The sequence below is a fragment of the Kitasatospora sp. NPDC049258 genome (assembly GCF_040678895.1).
Classification (GTDB): Bacteria; Actinomycetota; Actinomycetes; order Streptomycetales; family Streptomycetaceae; genus Kitasatospora.
On the sequence record NZ_JBFAQT010000028.1, the window covers coordinates 41393 to 63991 of the forward strand.

Genomic DNA, 22599 nt, shown 5'->3' on the forward strand with positions numbered 1-22599 from the left:
TCGGCGCCATGACTCAGGACGGCTTCACCGCCGCGGAGCGGATCGCGGCCACGCTGGACACACTGGCCGACGCGCTGCTGGGCGAGCGGGCGACGCACTATCCGTCGACCGCCCTGGCCGCCTTCGGGAGCACCGTCCACCCGTCGGCCGGCGCGCTGTTCGGCGTCCGGATCGGCCCCAACGGCCCCGGCCTGACCGGTGTGCACGGCCTGGGCACGGTGGTCGAGGCCGCCCACACCCGTCGCCCGGAGCCGGCCGCCGGCGCCGCGGCCGAGCTGCTGGCCCGGTACGGCGGCGGCACGGTGCGCGGCACGGCCGCCCCCTCGGCCCGCGCGTTCCAGCTGCCGGTCACCCCGCAGAGCGCGGACGAGAAGCTCCGCCCGGCGTTCCCGCCCGCCCTCGCGGCGCTGGCGGCCGACCGCCAGGTCCGCGAGCCCGACGAGCTGTCGACCGGGTCCGGCGTGGAGGCCAGGCTGCTGGTGCCCTCGGCCTTCCACCCGCTGGCGATCCGCGGCGGCGCCGCCGCGCTGGGCACCCACCTGACCGAGGTCACCGAGGAGCTGTTCGCCGGCGCCGGGGCCGACCTCCGCAAGGAGTGGGCCGTGGTGGCGGCCGCGCTGGCCGAGGAGACCGCCGCGGCCGGGGTGGTCTTCGCCGGCCTCGCGGCCGTGAGCGTCGCCGGCCGCCGTACGCACGCCTCGCTGGTCGCCGCCCTCACCCCGCACGCGCAGGAGGTCGGCGAGCTGGCCAACGCGCTGGCCGACGACCGGCCCGCCGCCGAGGTCTGGCGGGTGCTGCTGCCGGCCGGGCCCGCCGTGCTGCTGGTCGAGCCGCGGGCGGCCTCGGTGCCGGCCCCGCTGGCGCCCGGCGGGCAGTCCCAGCTGCTGGTCAGCGCGGTCGCCCAGGCCTTCGTCCCGCTGCCGGACGGCCGCTCGGTGCTCACCGTGCAGCTGAGCACCACCCGGACCGAGGACTGGGAGCTGTACGCGGGCGCCTTCGCCCGGGTGCTGGAGAGCATCCAGCTGGCCTGGGACGGCGTGGTCGACACCAGCCCGCTCCCGGCGGCGCGGCCGCAGGCCCAGCCCCAGGCGGAGCCCCAGGCGCAGGCCTGGCCGCCGGCTCCGGCCCAGCAGCCGGCCGAGCCGGCGCCCGCCGCGCCGCCCGTACCGCCGGCCCCGCCGGTGGCCCCGCCGGTGCCGGTGGCCGCACCGCCGGTGGCTCCGCCCGCCCCCGAGGCGCCCAAGGGCACGCCCGTGCTGGTGCCGCCGGCCGACTTCAACCCGTTCGCACCGCCGGCGCCGCCGGCCGCCGCCCCCGTCCAGCAGCAGCCACCGCTCAAGGGCACCCCGGTCCGGGTGCCGCCCGCGGACTTCAACCCGTTCGCCCCGCAGGCCCCGTCGGCGCCCGCCGCCGCTCCCGCCCCGGCGGCCCCCGCCCCGGCCCCGGCCGCCGCCGACCCGTTCGGCACCACGCTGCCCAGCCTGCCGGCGGACCCGTTCGGCACGGTCACCACGGGCTCGGCCCCCGCGCCCGCCGCGGCGCCGGCCGCGCCGGTGGCCGCCCCCGCCGCGGCCCCGCCCGGGCCGGGCAAGGGCACGCCGGTCCGCGTCCCGCCGCCGGACTTCAACCCGTTCGCCCCGCCCGCGCCGCCGGCCGCACCCGCCGCCGAGGCACCGGCCGAGCGGCCCGCGCCCGGCAAGGGCACGCCGGTCCGGGTGCCCCCGCCGGACTTCAACCCGTTCGCCCCGCAGGCCCCGTCGGCGCCCGCCGCGGCGGCGGAGCCCCCGGCCCCCGAGCCGCCGGCGTACAGCCCGTTCGGCTGAGCCCGCTCGCCCGCGGCCGATCGTCGAACGCCGGCCATGCAGCTCCGGGAGCGCATGGGCGGGCTGCGACGACCGGCCGCGGGCCGGGCCGCACACCCCGTGGTCTGGTCCAGACCTATTGCCAGCCACGCCGGGGCTCCCTACCCTCCTATGACACAGGACCTCCGCGGCACCCCGACGGCCCGGGACCTGGGCTCCGGGCTGTCCCCGACCGCCCGAGCGCGCATCACCACCGCACCTGGCACCTTCCCCCACAGGTAGGGGAGCCCGCTCGCTCCGGCCACGGCCCCGGGCGCGCTCCCGGACAGGAGCTCTTCCATGCGCAGACGTCGGTACCGGCTGCCCCTGCTCGCCGCGGGCAGCCTGATCGCCCCACTGATCGCGGTCGCCCTCCCCGCCACCGCCGCCCACGCGGCCTCCGCCACCGCCACCTTCACCAAGGACCAGGACTGGGGCAGCGGCTACGGCGGCGGCTACACCATCAGCAACGGCACCGCGGCCACCATCAGCGGCTGGACCCTGGAGTTCGACCTCCCGGCGAGCAACAGCGTCGCCTCGCTGTGGAACGCCACCTACACGGTGGCCAGTTCGCACGTGACGGTGAAGAACCCGAGCTGGCAGCCGGACATCGCGCCCGGCGCCTCGTACAACTTCGGCTTCAACATCGCCTATTCGGGCGCCTACAAGCCGTTGCTGAACTGCAAGCTCAACGGCCAGCCCTGCGCCGGCGCACCCTCCGACACCACCGCGCCCAGCGTGCCCGGCAACCTCCAGGGCGCCCTGTCCGGTGCCAACGGAGCGGCGCTCAGCTGGTCGGCCAGCACCGACAACGTCGGGGTGGCGGGGTACGACGTGTTCGACGGGGCCACCAAGGCGGCCACCGTCACCGGCACCTCGGCGAGCCTGGCCGGCCTGGCGGCCGGCACCCACAGCTTCACCGTGGTCGCCTTCGACGCCGCCGGCAACCGCTCCGCCGCCGCCGGACCGGTCCAGGTGACCGTGCCGACCCCGCCGGTGGACACCCAGCCGCCGACCGCGCCCGGCACCCCGGGCGTCACCGGCACCAGCTCCACCTCGGTCTCGCTGAGCTGGGCCGCCGCCACCGACAACATCGGCGTCACCGCGTACGACATCTACAACGGCGCGGGGCTCGCCAGGACGGTGGCCACCACCGCCGCCACCGTCGACGGCCTGGCCCCGGACACCCCGTACACCTTCACGGTCAAGGCCAGGGACGCCGCGGGGAACGTCTCGCCCGCCTCGGCCGCCGTCACCGCCAGGACCCAGCCGGGCACCGGCGGCGGTGGCGGGCTGAAGATCGGCTACTTCACCCAGTGGAGCGTCTACGCCCGCGGCTACAGCGTGAAGCAGCTCGACACCTCCGGCTCCGCGGCGAAGCTGACCACGCTCAACTACGCCTTCGCCAACATCCACCCGACCACCAAGCAGTGCTTCATCACCAACAAGGCGGCCGGCAACGACTCCGACCCGAACGCGGGCGACGGCGCCGGTGACGCCTGGGCCGACTTCGGCCGGGGCTGGGACGCGGGCACCTCGGTGGCCGGCACCACCGACACCTGGGACCAGCCGCTGGCGGGCAACTTCAACCAGCTGAAGCAGCTCAAGGCCAAGTACCCCGCCCTGAAGATGCAGATCTCGCTGGGTGGTTGGTCCTACAGCAAGTGGTTCTCCGACGCCGCCGCCACCGACGCCTCCCGCAAGGCGCTGGTCAGCTCCTGCATCGACATGTACATCAAGGGCAACCTGCCGGTGATCGACGGCCGCGGCGGGGCCGGCTCGGCCGCCGGTATCTTCGACGGCATCGACCTCGACTGGGAGTGGCCCAACTCGGACGGCCACCTGGGCAACATCTTCAAGCCCGCCGACAAGGCCAACTACACCCTGCTGGCCCAGGAGTTCCGCCGCCAGCTGGACGCGCTGGGCGCCACCACCGGCAAGCACTACACGCTGAGCGCCTTCCTGCCGGCCGACCCGCTGAAGGTCTCCGCCGGCATCGACATCCCCGGCCTGTTCGGCGCCTTCGACTTCGCCACCATCCAGGGCTACGACTACCACGGCGGCTGGGAGACCGTGACCAACCAGCAGTCGGCCATCAAGCTCCCGGCCGGCGACCCGAGCCCGGCGAACCAGAGGTTCAGCTCCGAGATCGCCATCAACGCCTACCTCTCCGGCGGGGCCCCCAGGAGCAAGCTCACCCTGGGCATCCCGTTCTACGGCCGCGGCTGGACGGGCGTGCCGCGCGGTACCACCAACGGCCTGTTCCAGACCGGCACGGGCCCCGGCCCCGGCACCTACGAGCCCGGGTACGAGGACTACCACAAGCTCAAGGACATGGCGACGAGCGGCGGTTACACCATCTACCGGGACCCGGTGGCTGGCTTCGCCTACCTCTACAACGGCAGCGTCTTCTACACCTACGACGACCCGACCGAGATCGCCCGCAAGACCGCCTGGATCAAGGCCCAGGGGTTGGGCGGCGCGATGGTCTGGTCGTTCGACGGCGACACCGCCAACGGCGAGCTGATGACCGCCGTCAGCAACGGCCTGAAGTAGCGGCGTCCCGGCCCGGCGACGGGTCGGGGCCCCCGCGCGCGCGGCGTGCCAGATGGACCACGTCCGGCACGCCGCGCACCACGTCGATCTCCAGCGTCCGCACGTCCACGAACCCGGCCGCGCCGAGCGCCCGCTCGAACTCCCCGGACGGCTGCGCGCTCCACACCGCCAGCACCCCGCCGGCCGCCAGCCTGCCGTGCGCGGCGGCCAGCCCGGCCGGGCCGTACAGCCCGGCGTTGGCCTCGGTGACCGTCCAGTCCGGGCCGTTGTCGATGTCGAGGCAGAGCGCGTCGTACCGCTCCCCCGGCTCCGCGAGGTGGGCCAGCAGGTCGGCGTGGGCCACGGCGACCCGCGGGTCGTCCAGGGCGCCCGCCGAGAACGCGGCCAGCGGCCCGGCCCGGTGCCAGTCGATCACCGCCTGCTCGCGCTCGACCACCGTGATCCGCCCCCAGCGCGGTTCGGCCGCCGCGTGCGCCAGCGAGAAGCCCACCCCGAGGCCGCCGATCAGCACCGACGGCCGCTCGACCGCCAGTTGCCCCAGGGCCGCCGCGACCAGCAGCCGCTCGGAGCGGCCGTCCGAAGTGTCCATCAGGAAGCAGCCGTTGGCGATGATCTCGTAGTGCTCGCCGCGCTGCCGCAGCACCACCTCCCCGTACGGGCCGTCCTGCCGGTCGAGGGTGACGGGGCTCTGGGGTCCGGGCATCATGCGTCCTCCGGATGGTGCATCGTGATCGATCCGACTCTAACCGACCACCCGCGCCGCCTCGGCGATTTTCCGCGCCCACCACACGCCCTCAGGTGGTGAGCAGCACGCCCGCGTACGACACCCCGGCGACCACCACCCAGGAGGCCAGCCCGAGCGCGGCGACCCGGCCGCCGGTGCGGGCCAGCGTGGGCAGGTGGACCGCACTGCCGAGGCCGAACAGGGCTGCGGCCAGCAGGAGTTCCTGCGCCTGTTGGGCGCCGGAGAGCAGCCCGTCGGGCACCTCCAGCACGCTGCGCACCACGACCACCAGCAGGAAGCCGGCCACGAACAGCGGCACCACCGGAGGCTTGCGGACGGCCGGGGCGGCCCGCCGCCGCTCCCGCAGCGCGATCCCCACCCCGGCCACCAGCGGCGCGAGCAGGGTCACCCGCATCAGCTTGACCAGCACCGCCTCGCGCAGCGCGAGCGGCCCGCCGGTCTGCGCGGTGGCGACCACCTGCCCGACGTCGTGCACGCCGGCCCCGACCCAGCGGCCGAAGCCGGTCGGGTCCAGGCCGAGCGGCTGGTGCAGCATCGGCAGGACGGCGATGGCGAGGGTACCGCACAGGGTGACCAGGGCGACGGCGGTGGCGGCGTCCTCCTCCTCGCTGCCGGCGGCCTCGCTCACCGCGCCGATCGCGGAGGCCCCGCAGATCGAGTAGCCGGCGGCGATCAGCAGCGGCTGGTCGCCGGGCAGGCCGAGCCGGCGGCCGAGCCAGAGGGTCCCGGCGAAGGTCGCGGCGACCACGGCCAGCACCATCGCGACGGTGGCCCAGCCGAGGCCGAGCACGTCGTGCAGGCTGAGCTTGCAGCCGAGCAGCACGATGCCGATCCGCATCAGCCGGCGCCCGGCCAGCGAGAGCCCGGGCCGGGCGGCGCCCCGCACCAGGGCGCGCAGGCCCGGCAGATGGGCGGCGGCGATGCCGAGCGCGACGGCCGCGGTGAGCCGCGGGACGGCGGGCAGCACCGCGTGCACGCCCCAGGCGACGGCCACGCCGAGGACGGCCAGCGCGAGGCCCGGGCCGTTGCGGCGGAAGGCGGGCGGAGCCGCCACCGGGCGGGCGGCGGCCCGCAGGGTCAGTGCCACGACGAGGTCACCGCTCCTCGGCGGGCAGCCGGTAGACCCGGCGGATGCTGCTGCCGAGCCGGGCCAGGTCCGCGCCGTACACGTGCAGCGAGATCGCGGGCCCGGCACCGGAGTTGCTCACCCGGTGGATGTCGCCGGGCGGGGCGAAGCCGCAGACCGCGCCCTGCGGGTTGACCACGTCCTCGGTGGCGACCAGCCGGGCGTTGCGGCCGTCGGAGATCAGCCGGTAGCGGCGTTCGCTCTCCTCACCGAGGTGGACCCCGGTGGTGCACCAGGACAGGTGGTCGTGGACGGAAGTCCGCTGGCCGGGCAGCCAGACCAGCGCGACCAGCGAGAAGCTGCCGTCGGCCTCCGCGTGCAGCAGGTGCTGGCGGTAGCGGTCCGGGTCGCCCTCGCAGTGCTCGGCGGTGAGCAGGTCCGGCGCGCCGAGGTGCGGCGCCAGCCGTTCGCCGACCAGGTAGGCCGTCAGGTCCGGCGGCAGCCCGCGGTCGACGGTCTCCCGGATCTCCTCGATCAAGCCGCGCATGCGCCGGGTGCAGGCGGCGGTGACTGCCCTCGGGGCGGTGGTGGTCATGCCTGCAGGGTCGAGCCACTCGTCCCATCACGTCCAAGGAGGGTTTGTTGGCCGACTCCCCATCAACGCTTATGGATCAGCAGCCGGCCCGGGCCGCGGCGGCCAGCCTGAGCTCCTCCACCACCACGGCGGTGGCCGGCACCCGCAGGTGCTCGCGCAGCACGTACGCCGAGACCCGGCGGAACTGGTGCGGCTCGACCAGGCGCCCGGTGACCTTCTGGTGGCACATGAAGGCGAGCACCAGCGAGGGCATCAGCGCGATGCCGACCCCGGCGGCCACCAGGCTCTGGACGGCCAGGTTGTCGTCGGTGGTGAAGACCACGTCGGGAGCGTAGCCCTGTTCGGCGCAGACCTGCAGCAGGTTGGCCCGGCAGCGGGGGCAGCCGGCGATCCAGCGCTCCTCGACCAGGTCGGCCATCCGGACGGCGTGCCGGCGGGCCAGCGGGTGGCCGACCGGCAGCAGGACGGTGAGCCGGTCCTCCAGCAGCGGGATCTCGGCCAGCTCCTCGGGCACCGGGGCGTTGCCGCCGCCGACGTAGCTGAACGACAGGGCCACGTCGCACTCGCCGCGCAGCAGCCGCTGCACCGACTCGGGCGGCTCGGCCTCGGTCAGCTCCACCCGGACGCCCGGGTGGTCGGCCAGCAGCCGGGCCATCGCCTCCGGGATCAGGGTGGCGTTGGCACTGGGGAAGCCGCAGACCCGCACCCGGCCGGCGCGCAGCCGGGCGAGTGCGCCGAGTTGCTGCTGGGCGGCGGCGAGGCTGCCCAGGATGGTCTCGGCGTGCCGGGCGAGCGCCTCGCCGGCCTCGGTGAGCCGCAGCCCGCGGCCGGCCCTGGTGAACAGCGGGACGCCCGCGGTGCGTTCCAGCGCCTTCATCTGCTGGGTGACGGCCGGCTGGGTGTAGCCGAGCACCCGGGCGGCGGCGGAGTAGGAGCCGCTGCTGACCACCTGGTGGAAGGTCTTGATGTGCCGTGAGTCGAACACTGATGAAGCATAAGCGGATTTTGGGGTCCGCGACCCACCTCTACTCCGTCACTTTGGTATCCCCGGGCCTCCCGCGTCACTCCCCGGTCGGTGGCAGGCCCAGCACCACGCCCGCCTTCGCCATCGGCGCCCCGCCGCGCGCCCGCGGGCTGCGCCGCCCGCGCCGCTCGACCCAGCGGGCCAGCCAGGACAGCAGCAGGCACAGGCCGATGTAGACCGGCGTGATCACCATGACCACCGGGATGAACGGCAGGCCGTAGTCCAGGTTGGTGGCGATCAGCTTGCCCGCGTGCAGGAACTCCTCGTAGGTGATCAGGAAGCCGAGCGAGGTGTCCTTCAGCGCGACCACCAGCTGGCTGATGATGCTCGGCAGCATCGCACGGTTGGCCTGCGGCACCAGGACGTAGGCCATCACCTGGGTCTTGCGCAGGCCGAGTGCGAAGGCGGCCTCCCGCTGCCCGGCCGGCACCGCGAGCACGCCGGCCCGGAACACCTCGGCCAGCACCGATCCGTTGTACAGGGTCAGCCCGGCGACCAGGGCCCAGAGCGGCTGCACCTTCATGGCCACGAAGATGAAGAAGATCATCACCAGCAGCGGCATGGCCCGGAAGAACTCCACCACCAGCGTGCTGACCCACCGCAGCACCCGGTGCTCGGAGAGCCGCCCGGCCGCGAACAGCGCACCGAAGGGCAGCGCCAGCAGCACCGTCAGGGCGAACGCCTTCAGGGTGTTCCCCAGCCCTCTCAGCAGCAGCTCCTGGACTCCCCGGTACTCGAACGGGCGCCACTTCTCGGCGGTGAACTGGTGGGTGTGCACGAGCATGTACACCACCCAGCCGAGCACCGCGGCGATCGCCAGCAGCGCGATCAGCCCGTACCGCCGGTGCCGGGCCAGCGCCCGCGGGCCGGGGGCGTCGTGGAGCGCGGAGGCCTCGCTCATCGGGCCACCGCCGCGCGCCGCTCCAGCAGGCTGAACAGCAGGCTGATCGCCAGCGTGATGACCAGGTAGCCGGCCGCGATCCAGACGAAGGTCCAGACGATGCCGTAACCCAGCTCGTTGAGCGGGCGGTAGACGCCGAGCAGTTCGGTGACGCTGAAGGAGCCGGCGATGGCCGTGTTCTTCGCCAGCGCGATCATCACACTGCCGAGCGGGGCCACCACCGAGCGGTACGCCTGCGGCAGCACCACCACGCCCAGCGTCTGGCCGAAGGTCATCCCCAGGCTGCGGGCGGCCTCACCCTGCCCGGCCGGCACGGTGTTGACGCCCGAGCGGAGCACCTCGCAGACGAAGGCCGAGGTGTAGCAGCCGAGCGCGAGCACCGCGAAGGTGAAGAACGGCAGCGTCACGTCGAACCGCGGCAGGCCCAGCACCACCACGAAGAACAGCAGCGTCAGCGGCGTGTTGCGCAGCACCGTCACCCAGGCCGTGCCGAAGGTCCGCAGCGGGCGCACCGGGGAGACCCGGCACCCCGCCACCAGCACGCCGAGCGCCAGCGCGAGCGCCGCGCTGACCAGGGTGAGCCAGAGGGTGCCCAGGAAGCCGTGCCAGTAGGTGGAGAAGTTGTCGGTCAGGACTTTCATGCCGGGCGGATCCCTCTCGCAGGACCGGGTCGGTGCCGGTCGGTGCCGATTCAGTACCGGTCGATCGGCGGCGGTTCGGGGGCCGGCACCCCGGACAGGCCCAGCGTCGCCCGGTAGGCCCGCAGCCAGTCGCCGTTCTGCTCGTGGTGCGCGAGGGCGTCGTCGATCGCCAGCCGCAGCGCGGTGTCGCCGCGCGGGGTGCCGATGCCGTACGGCTCGGTGGAGAACGGCTGCCCCGCGATCCGCAGCTCGTCGGGCACCTTGGCGGCGTAGCCCTGGAGGATCGCGTTGTCGGTGGTGACGGCGTCCACCTGGCCGGTGATCAGGTTGTCGACGCAGGCCGAGTAGGTGTCGTAGCCGACCAGCTTCGCCTGCGGGTAGTCCCGCTGGATCCGCTGGTACGGGGTGGAGCCGGCCGCCGAGCAGACCTTCCGGCCGGCCAGGTCCTGCGGCCCGTCGATGCCCTTCTCGTTGCGGCGCACCAGCAGGGCCTGGCCGGCGACGAAGTACGGCCCGGCGAAGCCGACCAGCTTCTTGCGGTTGTCGTTGATCGTGTAGGTGCCCACGTAGTAGTCGACCTGGCCGTTCTGCAACGCGGTCTCGCGGTTGGCCGAGGCGACGGTCCTGAACTCGATCCGGTCCGGGGCGAAGCCCAGGTCGGCGGCGACCATCTTGGCGATCTCGATGTCGAAGCCGGAGTAGACGCCGCTGGCCGGGTCCTTCTGCCCGAGGTAGGGCTGGTCCTCCTTGACCCCGATCACCAGGTGGCCGCGGGCCCGGGCGGCCGCCAGGGTCGGCGAGTCGGGCACCGGGTCGCCGCCGGCCACCTGGTAGCCGGGCAGCGCGCCCGGCTGCGGGCCCTTGACCGGCGGGGTGCCGGCCCGGCCGCAGCCGGCCGGCGCCACGAGCAGCAGGAGGAGCAGGAGCCGAAGCAGGGTCAGGGGCAGGGGAACGCCGAGGGTCCGTCGCACGCCGCCGCCTCAGTGCTTGAGGATCTTGGAGAGGAAGTCCTTCGCCCGCTCGCTCCGCGGCTCGGCGAAGAACGCCTCGGGCTCCCGGTCCTCGACGACCCGGCCGTCCGCCATGAAGACCACCCGGTTGGCGGCGGAGCGGGCGAAGCCCATCTCATGGGTGACCACCACCATGGTCATCCCGTCCTGCGCCAGCCCCCGCATCACGTCCAGCACCTCGTTGATCATCTCGGGGTCGAGGGCCGAGGTGGGCTCGTCGAAGAGCAGCGCCTTGGGGTCCATCGCCAGTGCCCGGGCGATCGCCACCCGCTGCTGCTGGCCGCCGGAGAGCTGCGCCGGGTACTTGTCGGCCTGCCCGGTCAGCCCGACCCGCTCCAGCAGGTCCCGGGCCCGAGCCTCGGCCTCCTCCCGGGGCCGGCGGCGCACCTTCACCTGGGCGAGCGCCACGTTCTGCAGCACGCTCTTGTGGGCGAACAGGTTGAAGCTCTGGAAGACCATCCCGACCTCGGCCCGCAGCCTGGCGAGCCCCTTGCCCTCGGTGGGCAGTGGCTGCCCGTCGACGCTGATGGTGCCGCTCTCGATCGGCTCCAGCCGGTTGATCGTCCGGCACAGGGTGGACTTGCCCGAGCCGGACGGGCCGATCACCACCACCACCTCACCGCGCCCGACCACCAGGTCGACGTCCCGCAGCACGTGCAGGGCGCCGAAATGCTTGTTCACCCCGCTGAGTTCGATCAGCGGGGTGAACCCTGCGGAGGTCATTCGGTGCGGCGCCCCTTGGCCAGCCAGCCCAGCGCCGCCCCGACCAGCAGGGTCGCCAGCAGGGCGATCCAGAGCGGAGCCGTCACCGTGAAGACCCAGAACTGGATCTTCACCCGGTCCAGGTTGGCGAACAGGAACCAGAGCGCCAGGGCAGTGATCACCACAATGGCGATCACCCTGGTCGGGATGCCCGCGATCTCACCGCGCTTGTTGGCTCCCGGGGAGCCGTCGGAAATCTTGGTCACCTGGGCAGTGTGCTCCGCCGCGAGCGGCCCGGGCGGCGCGCCGCCCGGGGTTGGCCCGGGCGGCGCAACGCGGTACACCCGCCCGGGTGGCCCGGGCGCGCCGACGGCCGGTCAGCGCTCGTCCCGCCAGGAGCGCCACAGTGCGGCGTACGGGCCGTCGGCCGCCACCAGCTCGGGGTGGCTGCCGTACTCGCTGATCCGGCCCTGCTCGACCACCGCGATCACGTCAGCGTCGTGGGCGGTGTGCAGCCGGTGCGCGATCGCGATCACCGTCCGGCCGTCCAGCACCCGGGCCAGCGAGCGCTCCAGGTGCCGGGCGGCCCGCGGGTCCAGCAGCGAGGTCGCCTCGTCCAGCACCAGGGTGTGCGGGTCCGCCAGCACCAGCCGGGCCAGTGCCAGTTGCTGCGCCTGCGCCGGAGTCAGCACCGTGCCGCCGGAGCCGACCTCGGTGTCCAGACCGGAGGGCAGCGCCCGGGCCCACTCGCCGGCGTCCACCGCGGCCAGCGCGGCCCGCAGCTCGGTGTCGTCCGCGTCCGGCCGGGCCAGGCGCAGGTTGTCGCGCAGGGTGCCGACGAAGACGTGGTGCTCCTGGTTGACCAGCGCCACCTGGGTGCGGACCCGCTCGGCCGGCATCCGGGACAGCTGCGCCCCGCCCAGCGTCACGGTGCCGCGGCTCGGCGCGTACACCCCGGCCAGCAGCCGGCCCAGGGTGGACTTGCCCGCGCCGGACGGCCCGACCAGGGCGACCCGGCTGCCCGGCGCGACGTCCAGGCTGATGCCGTGCAGCACGTCGGAGCCCTCCCGGTAGCCGAACCGGACCTGGTCCGCGGTCACCCGCAGGCCGTCCGGGTGCGCCGACTCGTCGGTCTCCGGGTCGGGCACCTCCCGCACGCCCACCAGCCGGGCCAGCGAGGCCTGACCGATCTGCAGCTCGTCGTACCAGCGCAGGATCATGTCCACCGGATGGGTGAGCGCCTGGGCGTACAGCACCCCGGTGGTCAGCTGGCCGACACCGATCCAGCCGTTCAGCGCGTACACCCCGCCGAGCAGCAGGGTGCCCAGGATCGCCAGGGTGTAGGCGGCCTCGATGGTGGGGAACCAGGTGACCCGCAGCCAGAGCGTGTACCGCTCCCAGGCCAGCCACTCGGCGATCTTCCGGTCCGTCAGCTCGACCCGCTCCTCGCCGAGGCGCAGCGTCTCCACCGTCCGGCCCGCGTCCACCGTCTCGGCCAGCACGGTGTTGACGGCGGCGTAGCCCGCGGACTCCGCCCGGTACGAGCCCGGGGCCCGCCGGAAGTACCAGCGCGAGGAGGCCAGCAGCAGCGGCAGCCCGATCAGCGCGCTGACCGCCAGCAGCGGCGAGGTGACGAGCAGCGCTCCGGCCACCAGCACCAGCGAGACCACCGCGACCGCCAGCTCCGGCACCGCCTCGCGGACCGACTTGCCCAGCCGGTCGATGTCGGTGGTGCCACGGGAGACCAGGTCACCGGTGCCGGCCCGCTCCAGCACGCCGGGCGGCAGCGCGACCGAGCGGACCAGGAAGTCCTCCCGCAGGTCGGCCAGCACCTCCTCGCCGAGCACCCCGCCGCGCAGCCGGGACAGCCCGGTGAAGACGGACTGCACCACCAGCGCCGCGAGGTAGCAACCGACCGCGCCGAGCACCCGGCCCTCGGCCGTGCCCGCGCTCAGCGACTCCACCAGCGAGCCGAGCACCCAGGGCCCGACCAGACCGGCCAGGGTGGCCACGGTGTGCAGCAGCACCACGCCGGCGAAGCCGCCCCGGTGCCGGCGGGCCAGCAGTCGGACGTAGGAGCGGACCGCGGCCGGCGAGCCGACCGGCAGCATGGTGGCGGGCCCGGTCTCCTGGACGACGGGGGGCTTCATACCGGCTCCTTCACGGCTCGGTCCCGGTCCACCGGGCTCTCGTCGGCGCGGGTGACCACCGCGCGGTAGTGCGGGTCGCCGGCCAGCAGCTCGCGGTGGCGGCCCACCGCGGCGACCCTTCCGCCGTGCACCAGCACCACCGCGTCGGCCCGGTCCAGCAGCAGCGGGCTGGTCGCGAACACCACGGTGGTGCGCCCGGCCCGGACTTCGGCGAGCCCGGTCGCGATCCGCGATTCGGTGTGCGCGTCGACCGCGCTGGTGGGCTCGTCGAGCACCAGCACCGGGGGGTCGGCGACCAGCGAGCGGGCCAGCGCCAGCCGCTGGCGCTGGCCACCGGAGAGCGAGCGGCCGCGCTCGGTGATCCGGGCCGCCATGGCGTCCCCGGCGCACTCGGGCGAGCCGTCCACCAGGGCGTCCAGCACGTCCTCGGCCTGGGCCGCGGCGAGTGCCTCGGCCACCGCCACCCGGCCGGAGCGCGGTACGTCCAGCAGCTCGGCCAGGGTGCCGGAGAGCAGCACCGGATCCTTGTCGTGCACCAGGACGGCGGCCCGCGCCTCGGCCAGCGGGACGTCGTCGAGCGCGGTGCCGCCGAGCCGCACGCCCGGACCGGCCGGCTCGCCGCCGGCGGGCGGCAGGTGGCCGCCGAGCCGGTCGGCCAGCTCGCCGGCGAAGTCCGGGTCGCCGCAGACCACCGCGGTCAGCCGGCCGGCCACCGCGGTCAGCCCGGTCAGCGGGTCGTGCAGGTCGGCGCGGTCCGGCCGGACCAGTTCGGCCGCCGGGCCCGGCTCGCCGTCGCCCCGGGACAGGCTCAGCACCCGGGTGGCACGGGCGGCCGAGACCCGGGCCACGCTGTAGGCGTGCGCGGCCTCGCCGAGGATCCGCAGCGGCGCGGCCAGGAAGGCGGTCGCGCCGTACACGGCGACCAGCTCGCCGATCCCGATCCGGCCGGCGACCGCCAGGTGGGCGCCGTACCAGGTGACCGAGACCACGAACAGGCCGGGCAGCAGCACCTGCTGGGCCTGCATCAGGGCCCAGACCCGGCTGGCCCGCACGGCCGCGCCGCGGACCAGCTGGGAGGCGGCCCGGTAGCGCTGGAGGAACAGCTCCTCGCCGCCGATGCCCCGCAGCACCCGCAGGCCGGCCACGGTGTCGGCGGCCAGCTCGGTCGCCTTGCCGCCGAGCCGGCGCTGCTCGTCGTAGCGGCGCTCGAACGGGCCGAGCAGCGGCCAGACGGCGATCGCGAGCACCGGCACGCCGAGCAGCACGGCCACGCCCAGCACCGGCTGGCGCACCAGCACGGCCAGGCTGACGCCCAGCCAGACCAGCACGGCGGCGCGCACCCGGGCGACCAGCTCCACGTACCAGCCGATCTTCTCCACGTCGCCGCTGCTGACCGCGACGATCTCACCGGTGGCGATCGAACGGGACAGCCCGGCCCCGAGGTGCGAGGCCTGGCGGGCGACCAGCTGGCGGAGCTGGGAGGCGGCGGTGATCCAGTTCCACACCGCCTGGCGGTGCAGCAGCACGAAGCCGACGGTCTGCACGGCCGACAGGGCCAGCGCGAGCAGGCCGGCCCGCAGGAGGCCGGCCCCGTCGCGGCGCACGGCGGACTCGATGCCGAGGCCGAGGGCGGTCGGCAGGGCCGCCATGCAGCCCAGCTCCAGCACGCCCCACCAGGTGGCGAGCAGCTGGCCGCGGCGCTGGCTGCGGCGCAGCCAGCGCAGGAATGCGGTGGGGGAGGTGAGATCGGGGGTGCCGGGATCGGCCATGGGCAGGGGTTCGAGCGGCATGACGCTCCGTTTGCGCTGTGCTGGCAGGGACGCTGTGGCAGAGTGCCGGGGCTCGCGGCCGGTGTGCGGGCGCGGCGGTGCGCCCCGGGGGCGAGGTCGCGGCCGGGGCGGAGCGGGGGTGGGGAGGGGTCTCGTCAGGACGTCATGGGCATCGAGCCTGCCGGTCCCGATGTGACGTACGCAACAGGTTTTCCGGCCGGCGCCGTCCGACGGATCGCGGCCGGGCGGGAATGATCCGGCGTTGCCGGAGGTTCGCCCCGTTCGAAAGCATCGGACGATCAGAAGGGCACCCCTTCTCGTGAGCACCATCCCCAGCGTCACCCTGAACAACGGCGCGGAGATCCCGCAGCTCGGCTTCGGCGTCTGGCAGGTCCCCGACGCGGAGGCCACCCCGGCGGTGCGCGCCGCCATCGAGGCCGGCTACCGCTCGATCGACACGGCCGCGATCTACGAGAACGAGGTCGGCACCGGCCAGGCCGTCGCGGAGGCCGGCGTGCCCCGCGAGGAGCTGTACATCACCACCAAGCTGTGGAACTCCGGCACCGAGGACTGGTCCGGGCAGGCGGGCAAGGACGCCGTCCGCAAGGCCTTCGACGAGTCGCTCGGCAAGCTCGGCCTGGACTACGTGGACCTCTACCTGATCCACTGGCCGCGCCCGATGCACGGCACCTTCCTGAACGTCTGGGAGGGCGTCACGGAGCTGCTCGCGGACGGCCGGGTCAAGTCGGTCGGCGTCTCCAACTTCGGCATCCCGCAGCTGGAGACCCTGCTCAAGGAGAGCTCCGTGGTGCCGGTGCTCAACCAGGTCGAGCTGCACCCCTACTTCCCGCAGCAGGAGCTGCGCGACTTCCAGGCGCAGCACGGCATCGCCACCGAGGCGTGGAGCCCGCTCGGCCAGGGCGGCGCGCTGCTGGCCGAGCCGGAGCTGGTGAAGATCGCCGAGAAGCACGGCCGCACGGTGACCCAGGTGGTGCTCCGCTGGCACCTGCAGAGCGGCGTCATCGCGATCCCGAAGTCGGTCACCCCGTCCCGGATCCGGGAGAACCTCGACGTGGCCGGCTTCGAGCTGGACGCGGCGGACCTGGCCGCGATCGCCGGCGTGGCGACCGGGGTGCGGATCGGCCCGGACCCGCAGTCCTTCGACTGGAACTGACCGGCACTGCCGCCGACCGGCGGCGCGGCCGCATGCTTGAAGGGCCGTCACCCCGCGGGGTGACGGCCCTTCAAGCGCCCTGGCGAATCGTTACAGCCGATCCGCGAGTGAGATACGGACCCTACAGCCGAGCCGCCTTGGCCAGCAGGGCCATCGCCGGCTCGTGCTCGTGCTCCTCGAGAGGGGAGAGCAGGAGCTGCTGGACCTCGCGCACGCCCGCCGCCGAGCGGTGCAGAAGGTCCTGGCCGTCCGGCGAGAGCGAGAGCAGGTTGCGCCGGCCGTCCGAAGGGTCGCGGCGGCGGAGCACCAGGCCCCGGCGCACCAGGCGGCTGACCATCTCCGCCATCGTCGCCTTGTCGAGCGAGGCGAGCTCGCCGACGGTGCGCTGGTCCGCGCCCGGCTCGGTCTCCAGCGCGTCGAGCACCGCGTACTGCGGGGCCGTCAGCTCGGAGCCGACCTTGTCGGACCAGAGCTTGGTGTGCACCTGCTGCGCCACCCGGATCAGGTAGCCGATCGCCCGCTGGGCGTCCAGCATCGGCCGGGCATCGGTCATGACGGCGACAGCGGCAGGCTCCAGCCTGGCTATCTTCGACATCACCCGGACGATCTCGACCTGCTCCTCGGGGTTGAGCGGCTCGAACAGCGTCCGCTGCACCCGGACCACTCCGCCGGTGGCCTCGCGCACCGCCTGGGCGCCGTTCTGCGAGAGTGCCAGCAGCTTGCGACGGCCGTCGGCCGGATCGCGGCGGCGGAGCACCAGGCCGCGCCGCACCAGGCGGGCGACCATTTCGGCCATCGTGGCCTTGTCGAGCGAAGCCCGCTCGCCCACCGTGCGCTGGTCGGCGCCCGGCTCGAGGGCCAGTACGAGCAGCACCGCGAACTGCGGAGCCGTCAGCTCGGTACCGACGAATTCGGACCACAAGCGGGTGTGTACCTGCTGGGCCACGCGGATGAGGTGGCCGGGCGACTGCTGCAGTCGGCCGGTCACTCGGGTTGTCGGGATCTCCCCCAGCACCATGAAATCCGTCCCGGTGTCACGCCCGGTGTGTGTGGGACACCCGAGCGGGGCAGTAACGGCGAGTGAGCATCCCGCTGTGATGGAAGGCACGCCAGCCGTGCAGCCGGTGGCTGCTGGCGCACACTATACAAACGGTCGGCCTGTGCTGGCAGGCAGGGGCCAATAGTAGACGCATGTTCGGCGAAGTTGGCATATTTCCCCGGCCTGTCGGGGTCGTGTCAGAGGGTGGTTCACCCGCTCGGATCCGAGTCGCCCTCACCCTCCGTCACCTGCGGCGCTGCCCTCTGGCCCGGAATCCTACTCGCCGGTAAGGTGACCGCGCACCACGCAGCGCTACCATCCCCCGCCCAGCGCGGGACCTCGGGGGAGGCCGCCGTCAACTCTCCGGCCTCGCCCGTCACCCCACCGAGAGAGACGAGTACGAGCATGACCGAGCAGACCACCACCCCCAGGGTCGCGATCGTGACCGGCGCGGCCCGGGGCATCGGCGCCGCCACCGCCCTGCGCCTGGCGGCGGACGGGTACGCGGTCGCGGTGATCGACCTCGCCGAGGCGGCGGCCCAGGAGACGGTCGAGCGGATCACGGCGGCGGGCGGCCGGGCGCTGGCCGTCGGCGCCGACGTCTCGGACGCCGAGCAGGTGCAGGCCGCGGTCGACCGGGTCGCCGAGGAGCTGGGCGCCCCGGTGGTCCTGATCAACAACGCCGGCGTCCTGCGGGACAACCTGCTGTTCAAGATGTCCGAATCCGACTGGGACACCGTGATGGGCGTGCACCTCAAGGGCGCCTTCCTGATGACCCGCGCGGTGCAGAAGCACATGGTGGACGCCGGCTTCGGCCGGATCGTCAACCTGTCCTCCTCCTCCGCGCAGGGCAACCGCGGCCAGGCCAACTACTCCACCGCCAAGGCCGGCCTGCAGGGCTTCACCAAGACCCTGGCGATCGAGCTCGGCAAGTTCGGCATCACCGCCAACGCGGTCGCGCCCGGCTTCATCGCCACCGACATGACCGCGGCCACCGCGGCCCGGGTCGGCATGGAGTTCGAGGCCTTCAAGGCCGCCGCCGCCACCCAGATCCCGGTCGGCCGGGTCGGCGTCCCGGAGGACATCGCCCACACCATCTCCTTCCTGGCCGGCGAGGGCGCCGGTTTCGTCTCCGGCCAGGTGATCTACGTCGCGGGCGGCCCGCTCGACTAGCGGCACCGGGCCTGCGCCGGGCGGGCCGCGACACGCCGGAGGGCCTCACCGCGCGGGCCGGCGGCGGTGAGGTCCACACTCGAGGGGAAGCCGGTCGCCCGCCCGGCGACCGACCGGCACCCTCTCCCCGGAGGCCCTCTATGTCCGAGCCCACCGACGTCGACTCCATGCCGACCCCGGACCACCTGCTGCACACCGGATCCGAGCACCCCGTCGATCCCGAGGACCTGGTGCGCGCCTCGGGTCGCGAGCCCACCCCCGAGCTGATCGAGAAGGCCCGCCAGGATCTGGCCAAGTACGGCGCCGCGGCCGTGGAGCGCCTGCTGCCCTGATCAGCGTCTGTCCGGAGTGCCGAAGGCCCCGCAGTGATGCGGGGCCTTCGGCATTTCCAGGCATGGACATTTCAGGTCAGGTCATGTCAGGACTGTGGTCAAGCGCCGACAACTGCGCTATACCTGCTCGCAGTTGCTCAATACTGCACTGCGAGAGGTGCTTATGCGCAGAACTGTGCACCACCCGCTCATACGGCCGGCCGCCCTGGCTCTCGCCGCCGCACTGACCCTCAGCGGGGCGAGCCTCAGCGCCGCCCTGTCCCCCGCCGCGGTGGCCGCCACCACCAGCGCGGGCGCCGTCACCGCCTTCCGCGCCGACGGAGCCGGCTACGCGATCTCGGCCGGCACCGCCCGGGCCCGGGTCAGCTTCACCACCGACCAGGTCTTCCGGATCGAGCTCGCCCCGAACGGCAGCTTCACCGACCCGACCGGCAGCGACATCGTGCTGCCGCAGGGCGCGCCCCCGGCCACCAGCTGGCGGGACGCCGGGGACCGCTACGAGATCTCCACCAGCAGACTGACCCTGCGGGTCTACAAGGCGGCCCTGCGGTTCGCGCTGTACCGGGCGGACGGCAGCCTGGTCTGGTCCGAGTCCAAGCCGCTCAGCTGGGACGGCAAGGCCACCACCCAGACCCTGGCCCGGGGCGCCACCGAGCAGTTCTTCGGCGCCGGCGAGCAGAACGGCTCGTTCAGCTACCGCGGCCGGACGGTCCAGGTCGGCCAGGACACCAACTGGAACGAGGGCGGGCACCCCAACTCGGTGCCGTTCTACCTCTCCTCGGCCGGCTACGGCGTCTTCCGCAACACCTACGCCCCCGGCACCTACGCCTTCACCGACCCGGTCAGCACCACCGAGCAGGAGCTGCGCTTCGACGCGTACTACTTCGCCGGCCCGAGCACCAAGGACGTGATCGGCCAGTACACCTCGCTCACCGGCAAGCCCTTCCTGCCGCCGATCTACGGCCTGGAGATGGGCGACTCCGACTGCTACCTGCACAACGCCAACCGCGGCGAGCGGCACACCCTGGACGCACTGAAGGTGGCCGACGGCTACGTCCAGAACGACATGCCGAACGGCTGGATGCTGGTCAACGACGGGTACGGCTGCGGCTACGAGAACCTGGCCCAGACCGCCCAAGGCCTCCAGCAGCGCAAGATGCAGCTCGGCCTGTGGACCGAGAACGGCCTCTCCCAGCTCGCCGACCAGGTCAGGGCCGGCCAGCGGATCGCCAAGCTGGACGTGGCCTGGGTCGGCTCCGGCTACAAGTTCGCGCTGGACGGCTGCAAGGCGGCGTACCAGGGCATCGAGGCCAACAGCGACGCCCGCGGCTTCACCTGGGCCCCGGAGAGCTGGTCCGGCGCGCAGCGCTGCGGGGTGCAGTGGAGCGGCGACCAGTCCGGCAGCTGGGACTACATCCGCTGGCAGATCCCCACCTACGCCGGCGCGACCATGTCCGGCATGGCGTACAACAGCGGCGACGTGGACGGGATCTTCGGCGGCAGCGCCAAGACCTACACCCGCGACCTGGAGTGGAAGTCCTTCCTGCCGGCCATCATGTCGATGGACGGCTGGGCGCCCAGCGACAAGCAGCCCTACCGGTACGGGGAGCCGTACACCGCGATCAACCGCAAGTACCTCAAGCTCAAGGAGTCCCTGCTCCCCTACATGTACAGCTACGCGGCGGAGGCCACCCGCACCGGGGTCGGCGCGGTCCGCCCGCTGGCGCTGGAGTACCCCGACGACCCGGTGACCGCCACCGACGCGGTGAAGTACGAGTTCCTGAGCGGTGAGGACTTCCTGGTCGCCCCGGTGTACGCGGACACCTCCGTCCGGGACGGCATCTACCTGCCCAAGGGCACCTGGGTGGACTACTGGACCGGCCGCACCTACCAGGGCCCGACCACCGTCAACGGCTACCAGGCCCCGCTGGACACCCTGCCGCTCTTCGTCAAGGCCGGTGCCACGGTGCCGATGTGGCCCGGCGTCAGCTCGTACCTGGACCGCACCGCGAGCTCCCCGCTGACCTGGGACGTGTACCCGCAGGGGCGCAGCTCGTTCAGCCTGTACGAGGACGACGGCGTCACCCGGCAGCACCGCACCGGCAAGTACGCCACCCAGACCGCCACGGTGGACGCCCCCGCCACCGGCGCCGGCCAGGTGCGGATCGACGTGAGCGCCAGCACCGGCGACTTCACCGGCAAGCAGACCGCCCGGCCGTACCGGTTCGACGTGCACAGCACCACCGCCCCGACCCAGGTCGCGCTGGGCGGGCGGGCCCTGCCGAGGCTCGCCACCAAGGCCGCCTTCGACGCCGCCACCGAGGGCTGGTGGTACGACCCGGCGGACCGGACCGGCGTGGTCCACGTGAAGACGGCCGCGCTGTCCACCGCCACCGCCTTCCAGCTGGTGCTGGACGGGGCGAGCGCCGTGGGGGGCGGCTCCACCCCGACCGACCCGGGCGGCCCGCGGGTCGACAGCTGGGCGAGCGACCTGACCTGGGTCGGCTCGACCAACGGCTGGGGCCCGGCCGAGCGCGACCGGAGCAACGGTGAGCAGGGCGCGGCGGACGGCCACCCGATCACCCTCGACGGCACCGTGCACCCGAAGGGGATCGGCGCGCACGCCGCCTCCGACATCGAGTTCCTGACCGGCGGGCACTGCTCCTCGTTCACCGCCTCGGTCGGCATCGACGACGAGATCAGCGGCTACGGCGACGTGACCTTCTCGGTGCAGGCCGACGGTGCGACGCTGTGGACCTCACCCACCCTGACCTCGCAATCGGCCCCGCTGGCGGTCGACGTACCGCTCGGTGCGGCGCAGCGGGTGCACCTGGTGGTCAGCAGCGTCGGCACCGCCACCGGTGACCACGGTGACTGGGGGTCGGCCCGCTTCCACTGCTCCTGAACCGAACGGCGTTGGTCATTTCCGGTCGCGGAAATGACCAACGTCACATTCTCCCGAGCAGCCCGCCAATCAATTGGAGAAACCTCCGGAAATCCGCAGGTAGAGGCCCTGCGGAAGCGGTATTGGCAAACGGTATTAGCGCCGGGCACAGGATCATCACACCACTCTGACCAGCCGATTTCCGGCAACCCCGGGAGCGCCCCCACGAGCCCGGGGTAATCTCTGGGGCGTGCCAGCCAGAATCGAATCCACCGACTCCCTTAATGCCACCGCCCAGGTCGCAACCCCCATCGAGTCGGGCTGGCCGCCGATCAGCAGACGGCACGCCATGGTGTTCGGCCTCACCGGGATCGGCTATCTGCTGGTGGTGGTCGGGATCCTGTGCGACACCCCGTTGGTCGACCTCGACTGGGCGATCCAGCAGTTCCGCCCCTACCACCACTGGCCCGACCTGGAGCCGTTCCTGGACGTCTGGGTGGTGGCCGGCCAGCGCGGCCCGACCGCCGTCGCCGCCCTGCTGTGGCTCGCCTGGCGCTCGCACCGGACCAGGACGCTGCGGCCGCTGCTGGTGATGGGCATGGCCCTGCTGCTGCTCAACATCACGGTCGGCAGCGTCAAGATCGTCACCGGCCGGCTGGGTCCGCACTACGCACACTACGTCGGCTCCCCCGAGCTGTTCTCCGGCGGAAACATCTTCCCGTCCGGGCACACCGCCAACGCGGTGGTGACCTGGGGCGTGCTGGCCTACCTGGCCGTCCGCGGCCGGCGCGTCGGCGCGGTGCTGGCGGCCGCGACCGCCCTGTCGGTCGGCCTCACCACCGTCTACCTCGGCACCCACTGGGTCTCCGACGTGCTGGCCGGCTGGGCCGCCGGGCTGCTGGTGCTGCTGGTGCTGCCGCCGGCCGAGCCGCTGGTCGCCGCGGTGGACACCCGGATCGCCCGGTGGCGCCGCGGCGAGTGACCGGCCGCCCCGCGC

The 22599-nt window shown here is 73.6% G+C and carries 19 protein-coding genes; 7 read left to right on the top strand and 12 right to left on the bottom strand.

Annotated elements, in window-relative coordinates; all coding sequences use genetic code 11:
- Positions 1-8: 8 nt before the first annotated feature.
- Positions 9-1823: a hypothetical protein gene (locus AB0K43_RS22530; RefSeq protein ID WP_363642442.1), complete on the top strand. Its 1815-nt coding sequence runs from the start codon at positions 9-11 to the stop codon at positions 1821-1823.
- Between the two features lie 318 nt (positions 1824-2141).
- Complete coding sequence (locus AB0K43_RS22535) at positions 2142-4397, top strand: glycosyl hydrolase family 18 protein (RefSeq protein WP_363642444.1); 2256 nt, start codon at positions 2142-2144, stop codon at positions 4395-4397.
- Here the strand turns inward: AB0K43_RS22535 and AB0K43_RS22540 are convergent.
- The 11 genes from AB0K43_RS22540 to AB0K43_RS22590 all read right to left on the bottom strand — a co-directional run bounded on the left by AB0K43_RS22540 (position 4378) and on the right by AB0K43_RS22590 (position 15021).
- Positions 4378-5103 (bottom strand): spermidine synthase, encoded by a 726-nt coding sequence (locus tag AB0K43_RS22540; protein ID WP_363642446.1) that lies wholly within the window; start codon positions 5101-5103, stop codon positions 4378-4380. The two genes, AB0K43_RS22535 and AB0K43_RS22540, sit on opposite strands and share 20 nt — an antisense overlap.
- An 88-nt stretch (positions 5104-5191) precedes the next feature.
- Positions 5192-6223 carry a putative sulfate exporter family transporter gene (locus AB0K43_RS22545; RefSeq protein WP_363642517.1) on the bottom strand — a complete coding sequence of 344 codons (1032 nt, stop codon included), beginning with the start codon at positions 6221-6223 and terminating at the stop codon, positions 5192-5194.
- Between the two features lie 13 nt (positions 6224-6236).
- On the bottom strand, positions 6237-6803 hold the full coding sequence (locus tag AB0K43_RS22550) for a cysteine dioxygenase family protein (protein WP_363642448.1): 567 nt from the start codon (positions 6801-6803) through the stop codon (positions 6237-6239).
- Positions 6804-6879: 76 nt separating this feature from the next.
- Complete coding sequence (locus tag AB0K43_RS22555) at positions 6880-7788, bottom strand: LysR family transcriptional regulator (RefSeq protein WP_363642450.1); 909 nt, start codon at positions 7786-7788, stop codon at positions 6880-6882.
- 76 nt (positions 7789-7864) lie between these two features.
- On the bottom strand, positions 7865-8728 hold the full coding sequence (locus AB0K43_RS22560) for an amino acid ABC transporter permease (protein WP_363642452.1): 864 nt from the start codon (positions 8726-8728) through the stop codon (positions 7865-7867).
- Complete coding sequence (locus AB0K43_RS22565; protein ID WP_363642454.1) at positions 8725-9369, bottom strand: amino acid ABC transporter permease; 645 nt, start codon at positions 9367-9369, stop codon at positions 8725-8727. Before AB0K43_RS22565 ends, AB0K43_RS22560 begins: the two co-directional genes overlap by 4 nt.
- Before the next feature lie 50 nt (positions 9370-9419).
- Positions 9420-10340: a glutamate ABC transporter substrate-binding protein gene (locus AB0K43_RS22570; protein ID WP_363642456.1), complete on the bottom strand. Its 921-nt coding sequence runs from the start codon at positions 10338-10340 to the stop codon at positions 9420-9422.
- A 9-nt stretch (positions 10341-10349) separates the two neighbouring features.
- Positions 10350-11102, bottom strand: a complete 753-nt coding sequence (locus AB0K43_RS22575; RefSeq protein ID WP_363642458.1) for an amino acid ABC transporter ATP-binding protein — start codon at positions 11100-11102, stop codon at positions 10350-10352.
- Positions 11099-11347 carry a LapA family protein gene (locus AB0K43_RS22580; RefSeq protein WP_363642460.1) on the bottom strand — a complete coding sequence of 83 codons (249 nt, stop codon included), beginning with the start codon at positions 11345-11347 and terminating at the stop codon, positions 11099-11101. Before AB0K43_RS22580 ends, AB0K43_RS22575 begins: the two co-directional genes overlap by 4 nt.
- Before the next feature lie 111 nt (positions 11348-11458).
- Entirely contained in the window at positions 11459-13231 is a 1773-nt protein-coding gene (locus tag AB0K43_RS22585) for an ABC transporter ATP-binding protein (RefSeq protein WP_363642462.1), read from the bottom strand.
- A complete protein-coding gene (locus tag AB0K43_RS22590; protein ID WP_363642464.1) occupies positions 13228-15021 on the bottom strand; it encodes an ABC transporter ATP-binding protein in 1794 nt (597 codons plus the stop codon). The genes AB0K43_RS22585 and AB0K43_RS22590 overlap by 4 nt, the downstream gene beginning before the upstream one ends.
- A 298-nt stretch (positions 15022-15319) precedes the next feature.
- On the opposite strand from AB0K43_RS22590, the gene AB0K43_RS22595 reads away from it, so the two are divergent.
- Positions 15320-16174: an aldo/keto reductase gene (locus AB0K43_RS22595; protein WP_363642466.1), complete on the top strand. Its 855-nt coding sequence runs from the start codon at positions 15320-15322 to the stop codon at positions 16172-16174.
- 121 nt (positions 16175-16295) lie between these two features.
- On the opposite strand, the gene AB0K43_RS22600 is transcribed toward AB0K43_RS22595, so the two are convergent.
- On the bottom strand, positions 16296-17096 hold the full coding sequence (locus tag AB0K43_RS22600) for a MarR family winged helix-turn-helix transcriptional regulator (protein WP_363642468.1): 801 nt from the start codon (positions 17094-17096) through the stop codon (positions 16296-16298).
- A gap of 522 nt (positions 17097-17618) precedes the next feature.
- Between AB0K43_RS22600 and fabG the strand changes: the two genes are divergently transcribed.
- The 4 genes from fabG (at position 17619) to AB0K43_RS22620 (ending at position 22584) form a co-directional block, all read left to right on the top strand.
- The gene (fabG, locus tag AB0K43_RS22605) at positions 17619-18386 is read left to right on the top strand and encodes a 3-oxoacyl-ACP reductase FabG (RefSeq protein WP_363642470.1); all 768 of its coding nucleotides are present in this window, start codon (positions 17619-17621) and stop codon (positions 18384-18386) included.
- A gap of 140 nt (positions 18387-18526) precedes the next feature.
- The gene (locus AB0K43_RS22610) at positions 18527-18718 is read left to right on the top strand and encodes a hypothetical protein (RefSeq protein ID WP_350641882.1); all 192 of its coding nucleotides are present in this window, start codon (positions 18527-18529) and stop codon (positions 18716-18718) included.
- 163 nt (positions 18719-18881) lie between these two features.
- Positions 18882-21623: an NPCBM/NEW2 domain-containing protein gene (locus AB0K43_RS22615; protein WP_363642472.1), complete on the top strand. Its 2742-nt coding sequence runs from the start codon at positions 18882-18884 to the stop codon at positions 21621-21623.
- Positions 21624-21951: 328 nt separating this feature from the next.
- Positions 21952-22584 (top strand): phosphatase PAP2 family protein, encoded by a 633-nt coding sequence (locus AB0K43_RS22620; protein ID WP_363642474.1) that lies wholly within the window; start codon positions 21952-21954, stop codon positions 22582-22584.
- The last annotated feature ends 15 nt before the right edge of the window (positions 22585-22599 follow it).

Coding starts and splice junctions, on each gene's coding strand:
- AB0K43_RS22530 (WP_363642442.1), top strand. CDS start 9: ATGACTCAGGACGGCTTCACCGCCGCGGAGCGGATCGCGGCCACGCTG.
- AB0K43_RS22535 (WP_363642444.1), top strand. CDS start 2,142: ATGCGCAGACGTCGGTACCGGCTGCCCCTGCTCGCCGCGGGCAGCCTG.
- AB0K43_RS22540 (WP_363642446.1), bottom strand. CDS start 5,103: ATGATGCCCGGACCCCAGAGCCCCGTCACCCTCGACCGGCAGGACGGC.
- AB0K43_RS22550 (WP_363642448.1), bottom strand. CDS start 6,803: ATGACCACCACCGCCCCGAGGGCAGTCACCGCCGCCTGCACCCGGCGC.
- AB0K43_RS22560 (WP_363642452.1), bottom strand. CDS start 8,728: ATGAGCGAGGCCTCCGCGCTCCACGACGCCCCCGGCCCGCGGGCGCTG.
- AB0K43_RS22565 (WP_363642454.1), bottom strand. CDS start 9,369: ATGAAAGTCCTGACCGACAACTTCTCCACCTACTGGCACGGCTTCCTG.
- AB0K43_RS22575 (WP_363642458.1), bottom strand. CDS start 11,102: ATGACCTCCGCAGGGTTCACCCCGCTGATCGAACTCAGCGGGGTGAAC.
- AB0K43_RS22585 (WP_363642462.1), bottom strand. CDS start 13,231: ATGAAGCCCCCCGTCGTCCAGGAGACCGGGCCCGCCACCATGCTGCCG.
- AB0K43_RS22590 (WP_363642464.1), bottom strand. CDS start 15,021: ATGCCGCTCGAACCCCTGCCCATGGCCGATCCCGGCACCCCCGATCTC.
- fabG (WP_363642470.1), top strand. CDS start 17,619: ATGACCGAGCAGACCACCACCCCCAGGGTCGCGATCGTGACCGGCGCG.
- AB0K43_RS22610 (WP_350641882.1), top strand. CDS start 18,527: ATGTCCGAGCCCACCGACGTCGACTCCATGCCGACCCCGGACCACCTG.
- AB0K43_RS22615 (WP_363642472.1), top strand. CDS start 18,882: ATGCGCAGAACTGTGCACCACCCGCTCATACGGCCGGCCGCCCTGGCT.
- AB0K43_RS22620 (WP_363642474.1), top strand. CDS start 21,952: ATGGTGTTCGGCCTCACCGGGATCGGCTATCTGCTGGTGGTGGTCGGG.